Source organism: Flavobacterium sp. UBA4854, from assembly GCF_002399805.1.
Lineage (GTDB): Bacteria > Bacteroidota > Bacteroidia > Flavobacteriales > Flavobacteriaceae > Flavobacterium > Flavobacterium ginsengisoli.
This window is the reverse complement of record NZ_DHEI01000079.1, coordinates 336-5,626: the sequence shown is the minus strand read 5'-3', so window position 1 is coordinate 5,626 and position 5,291 is coordinate 336. Positions and strand designations below refer to the sequence as shown.

At 34.7% G+C, this 5,291-nt stretch carries 7 protein-coding genes; 5 read left to right on the top strand and 2 right to left on the bottom strand.

All coding sequences use genetic code 11. The features are described 5' to 3' along the window. Both B3J44_RS10960 and B3J44_RS10955 read right to left on the bottom strand, forming a co-directional pair. On the bottom strand, nucleotides 1-926 hold a 926-nt coding region (locus B3J44_RS10960; RefSeq protein ID WP_286968482.1), incomplete at its 3' end, for an aldehyde dehydrogenase family protein. Between the two features lie 108 nt (nucleotides 927-1,034). After that, complete coding sequence (locus B3J44_RS10955) at nucleotides 1,035-2,123, bottom strand: NADH:flavin oxidoreductase (protein ID WP_286968481.1); 1,089 nt, start codon at nucleotides 2,121-2,123, stop codon at nucleotides 1,035-1,037. A 210-nt stretch (nucleotides 2,124-2,333) separates the two neighbouring features. Here B3J44_RS10955 and B3J44_RS10950 point away from each other — a divergent pair, with 210 nt between their 5' ends. From B3J44_RS10950 to B3J44_RS10930, 5 genes are all read left to right on the top strand, one after another. Continuing rightward, nucleotides 2,334-2,699: a DsrE family protein gene (locus tag B3J44_RS10950; RefSeq protein ID WP_286968480.1), complete on the top strand. Its 366-nt coding sequence runs from the start codon at nucleotides 2,334-2,336 to the stop codon at nucleotides 2,697-2,699. A 153-nt stretch (nucleotides 2,700-2,852) separates the two neighbouring features. After that, nucleotides 2,853-3,320, top strand: coding sequence for a nucleoside deaminase (locus tag B3J44_RS10945; protein WP_286968479.1), 468 nt, complete (start codon nucleotides 2,853-2,855; stop codon nucleotides 3,318-3,320). 4 nt (nucleotides 3,321-3,324) lie between these two features. Further along, entirely contained in the window at nucleotides 3,325-4,206 is an 882-nt protein-coding gene (locus B3J44_RS10940) for a helix-turn-helix domain-containing protein (protein ID WP_286968478.1), read from the top strand. 190 nt (nucleotides 4,207-4,396) lie between these two features. After that, on the top strand, nucleotides 4,397-4,786 hold the full coding sequence (locus B3J44_RS10935; RefSeq protein WP_286968477.1) for a hypothetical protein: 390 nt from the start codon (nucleotides 4,397-4,399) through the stop codon (nucleotides 4,784-4,786). Nucleotides 4,787-4,944: 158 nt separating this feature from the next. Then, nucleotides 4,945-5,291 (top strand): biotin/lipoyl-binding protein (locus B3J44_RS10930; protein WP_286968476.1); only part of this gene is annotated, 347 nt, incomplete at its 3' end.

Below are 5,291 nucleotides of genomic sequence, written 5' to 3'. Positions count from 1 at the left end.
GCAAGGTCAACACGCGCCATAGTGCCTATTGTTGTTTCTTCACTCAAAGGATCTCCCGAACGAAGTTTACTGACTTCTTCTATAAAAGCTTTTGTAAACTCTGTTGCAATAGAAGATTCTACAAGCAAACGTTTTCCAGCAATACAGCTTTGCCCTGCATTCTGAAAACGTGCTTGAACGCAAGTTTTAACAGTTTTCTGCAAGTTGCAATCTGCAAAAACGACCAAAGCATTACTTCCTCCTAGTTCTAAAACTGTTTTTTTAATTTCATTTCCAGCATTAGCTGCCACCGCTCTTCCTGCTGCTTCACTTCCTGTAAGTGTAACTGCTTTAACTTTAGGATTTTTAATGATTTCTTCTACCATTTTACTTCCAATCGGTAGATTCGTAAAACATCCCTCAGGAAAGCCGGCTCTTTCGAATATTTTTTCAATACTGATAGCGCTTTTCATGACATTGCTAGCATGTTTTAAAATCGCAACATTACCTGCCATTAACGCTGGAACTGCAAAACGCATAACTTGCCAGAACGGATAATTCCAGGGCATAATAGCCAAAACAATGCCTATTGGTTCGTAGCTTACATAACTCTTATATGCTTCGGTCTCTATTACTTTATCAGCAAGCATTTTGGGAGCGTTCTCTGCATAATAATCGCATAAGGCGGCACATTTTTCTACTTCTGCTATTGACTGAGTGATCGGTTTTCCCATTTCTTGAGTAATAACCTCGCCATACGCTCGGGAATTTTTTTTAAGTTCTTGACCAACGGCTTTCATTAAAACTGCACGTTCAGAAAAGGGAATTTCTTTCCAAATCTTATATTGAGCGTCTGCTTTATCAATTGCGTTTTCAACGTCTTTTTTATCAAATTCGGCAACCTCATGTACAATCTCTTGGTTATAAGGGTTTATAGACTTAATCATAATCGTATCTTTTTAAAAACGATATAAAAGGTACAATTTATTTTAATTTTTAGATTGTGTAAAGTCTATTATTTTTTGAATAAATCTTTTTCCTAAAACACAAATAGCTTACAATGATCCTGCTTTTACAAAAGTCTGCCAGCCGCGCATGGTTTCAATAAAACGTTCGCTCAATCCTCCTTGCCTCAAATAATCTGCCATTACAGGCAATTGCGGACTGTCGTACATTGGATTTGCTTTTACCTGAAGCGGAAAATCTCTTTGAAGAATTGCTGCACGGGCAATAAGTACAAAATCGCAACCTTCATCTAAAAGTTCTCCTGCACGCTGTGCACTCATAATTTTTCCGGCCGCGCCTAGACGAACTCCTTTGCGCGGAATTTCAGTAAAAACACTCAACATCGTTTTTCCTTTAAAAGTTCCTTCACGAACTATTTGAGCAGAATCCCACAAAGCGAGATCTAAATAATCAATTAATTCACGATCAAAAATATCGGCCGTTACTTCTCGCAATTCTTCCAAAAGCAGTCCGTAACGTTCAATCGACAATCGCCAGCCAATCTGAAAGTTAGGTCCACAAGCTTTGCGAATTCCTTCGATTACTTCTATGGTAAAGCGAGCTCGGTTTTCTAAGCTTCCACCATACTTATCTGTACGATCGTTTAAATTTGGAGACATAAACTCAGAGAGAATCCATCCGAAAGCTCCATGAACTGAGATTCCGTCAAAACCTGCTATTTGCGCTCTTTTTGCCGCAGCGATAAAACTGTCACGAATCCGTTCTACTTCTTCGGTCGTTATAGCCTTAATTCCTTCTATCGTTTTGCTCGACGCTGGAGCTGGTATTCCGCCAATTGAAGGTTTTGCACGATGTCCGGCATAATGCAATTGCACTGCCGACAATGCACCGCCATCACGAATCGCCGACGCCATTTTGGTCAATCCAGACAAATGATTATTGCTATGAATTCCTAATTGTCGCTCAAAAGCGATACCACCTGCTTCTACCGTAGAAGCACTGGTTTGAATTAATCCGTAACCGCCTTGCGCAAGCTGTTCCATCCAATATTGATCGTACTCAGATGCAGTGCCATCATATTCACTTTGCTGGCTGGTTAAAGGGGCTAACATAAAACGGTTTCTCATTGCTGGACCGTGCAGCAATGTAAGCGGTTTAAATAAATCAGAAACAGACATATTGTTTATTTTTTTAAGTTCTACTTATTATTATCGGATGCAAAGTTGTCGAGATAATCATTTGAGATAAATGGATGATTTTTACTTTATAATGGACATTTTGAATTGAGATATAACAAGATGAAAATTCTCCATCATAAAGTAAATTTCCTCCATTCTCTAGCGGGTAATGCTGTCAGATCTTTGCCTTGTTCATAAAAACAATTCAAAATGAAAAAAACAGCTATTATTATTCTTTCTGATCCAAAAGCGGGTTCAGAAGAAGCTTTAGGACGTGTATTCAATGCTTTAGCATCGGCTTATGAATTCAAACACGAAGGTCAAGATGTAAAAATTATTTTTCAAGGTACTGGTATAAGATGGCCAGAACAACTTGAAAAACCTGAGCATCCCGTTAATGCTCTTTATAAAGAAGTAAAAGATCATGTTCACGGACTTTCTAAAGGATGCGTTGCAGTATTTGGCACTGAAGTGTCTGGCTATGAATTGCTAAACGACAATGAAGTTCCTGGAACTCCTGGTCTTCCTAGTTTTGTAAATCTTAAAAAAGAAGGTTACGAAATTTTGATTTTCTAAACTAAAAACTGCCCTCGAAAATAAAAAAGAGGGCAGTTTTTACATCATCTAAAAATTAGATGGAATACAAAAGAACGCTTAAAATTGTTCCTTTTTTGAGTAATTTAGCGTAGTATGAATACTCCATAAAATCAACATTTAAGTCATAAAGTTATGCAAGAAGATTTTCAATATTACATGAATCAATGTTTGGATTTAGCCAAGAGTGCTTTAAAAGCTGGAAATCCGCCTGTTGGCGCGTTGATTGTATTAGATGGAAAAATAATTGGAACGGGCATAGAATCTGGAAAATCAACTGGAGATGTAACCAATCACGCGGAAATATTAGCCGTTAGAGATGCTTTAAAAAACGGATATTCAGATAATCTCCATTTGGCTCGTATGTATACTACTCATGAACCCTGCATTATGTGTTCGTACATGATTCGCCATCATAAAATTGCTGCAATAATTTATGGCACATCTGTTCCTTATGTCGGAGGTTTTACTTCTCAGTTTAATATTCTTTCTACAGAAGATGTTCCAAAATGGGGAAATAAACCGCAAATAATTGGCGACGTGTGTATTGAAGAATGCAACAAACTCAATACGCAATTTTTAGAGCTAATAAATAAACACTAAAAATATGCTATCTCAATCTGTATATACACTTGTTAATCAGCAAAACGGAAACTTATCCTTTAAAGTGTTTGAGTTTGACAACAGCAGTTATTTTGATCATATTCAGCGAAATAATTATTTTACTATAATCATAATTACATCTGGAGAAGGATTAGCAAAAGTTGATCTTAGCGAATATTCGTTTCAAGAAAGCACTTTATTTGCGTTTTATCCCTATCAGCCTTTTATGCTCGCTTCAGAAAAACCGCTGACTGGCATTTCTATTCAGTTTCATCATGATTTTTTCTGCATTTACAAGCATCATAAAGAAATTGCATCAAACGGAATTTTATTTAATAATGTGTATCAGCAGCCTTTTATCTTTTTGGATCAAAATAATAAACAGACGCTTCTTAATATTGTCAAAGAAATTGTTAACGAACTAAAAATGGAAGCTTTAAGAAAAGATGAAGTTTTGGTTTCTTATTTAAAAATATTTCTGGTTTTTGCTACTCGAATAAAACTAGAACAACAATCTATAAAAGAAGTAAACATTACTGATAAACAGCTTTTTATTGTTCAGAATTTACGAAATGCGATTGAAGATAATTTTAGAACAAAACATTCTGCAAGCGAATATGCAGATATGCTGCATGTAACGCCGGTTGTTTTAGCGCGTGCTGCAAAAAATCATTTCAATATGACTCTTTCAGATTTAATAACCGAAAGGATTATTGTTGAAGCAAAAAGAGAATTGTATCTAACCAACAAAACCGTCAAAGAGATTGCCTACGAATTGGGCTATGATGATGAATATTATTTCAGCAGAGTATTTAAGGGCAAAACCGATATATCTCCACAATTATACAGAGATACTATTGGTTTTAACAGAGGGACATTATCATAAAATAGTATAAAAAAAACAAAGTTATTATTTCGACAAAATATACTATCACTAAATTTTGAATCAAAAATTCCCCAAAAAATAATAAGATTCTAAATTAGCAGTACTGTTTAATATCAATACCATATTTCCGCCAATTTATAGAATCCCGTCGTTGTTTTTATGGCATCGTTTGTTTAAATTTGTGACTCTTATGAAAAATTGGTGCACTAAATTTTTACTTTCAATTGTCATTCTCTTAAATGGATATGGCAATGTTTATGCACACAATAACATTGTTTTATATAAAAAGTTTTCGTTCTGTACGCTTACAGATCATACTCAAAGTGAATCCAAATTAAATCGAGGACGTTCATTTGAATCTTTTAAAAGAAAAATATGTCTTTTCGATAATGAAGAAAACGAAGATAATTTTTCGGCTACTCAAAAACAGCTTGTAAAAAACAACTACTTTTTAATTTTTCACAGCAGTAATCATTTTGTCGTTTCTGCGACTGCTTTTACCCAAAAAGTAAATGACTGCAAAATTTTCAGTTTACTTGACAATAAAGTATATCTGTTATTTCAGGTTTTTAGAATTTGATTTTTAACGCTATTGCTTGCCAATAGCCAATCACTTTATAGTTTTATCCTCTGTGTTCTTTAGTTTGATAATAGACGGATATGAACTTCTATGGTCTATTCCCAAAGGCCTTTTTATCTAAAATCAAAAATAAATTACGTTTTAATGCTGAAATAATTATGAAGAGAATTTTCATGATCATGACTTTATGCGCCTTAGTTTTTGCGGGCTGCAATTCTAAAAAAGAAGAAGAAAAAGAAGAAAAGACCAAATTTCTGGTTACAAATCCAATTGAAAAAGATACTACCATTACAAAAGATTATGTATCGCAAATACATTCTATTCAACATATTGAGATAAGAGCTCAAGAGCGCGGTTATCTTGAAAAAATATATGTAGACGAAGGACAAATGGTAAAAAAAGGTCAGCTGCTGTTTAAAATCATGCCTGCTCTTTATGAAGCCGAATTAAAAAAATCAAAAGCTGAAGTAAGTTTCAGTTCAATTGAATATCAAAACGCTAAAAA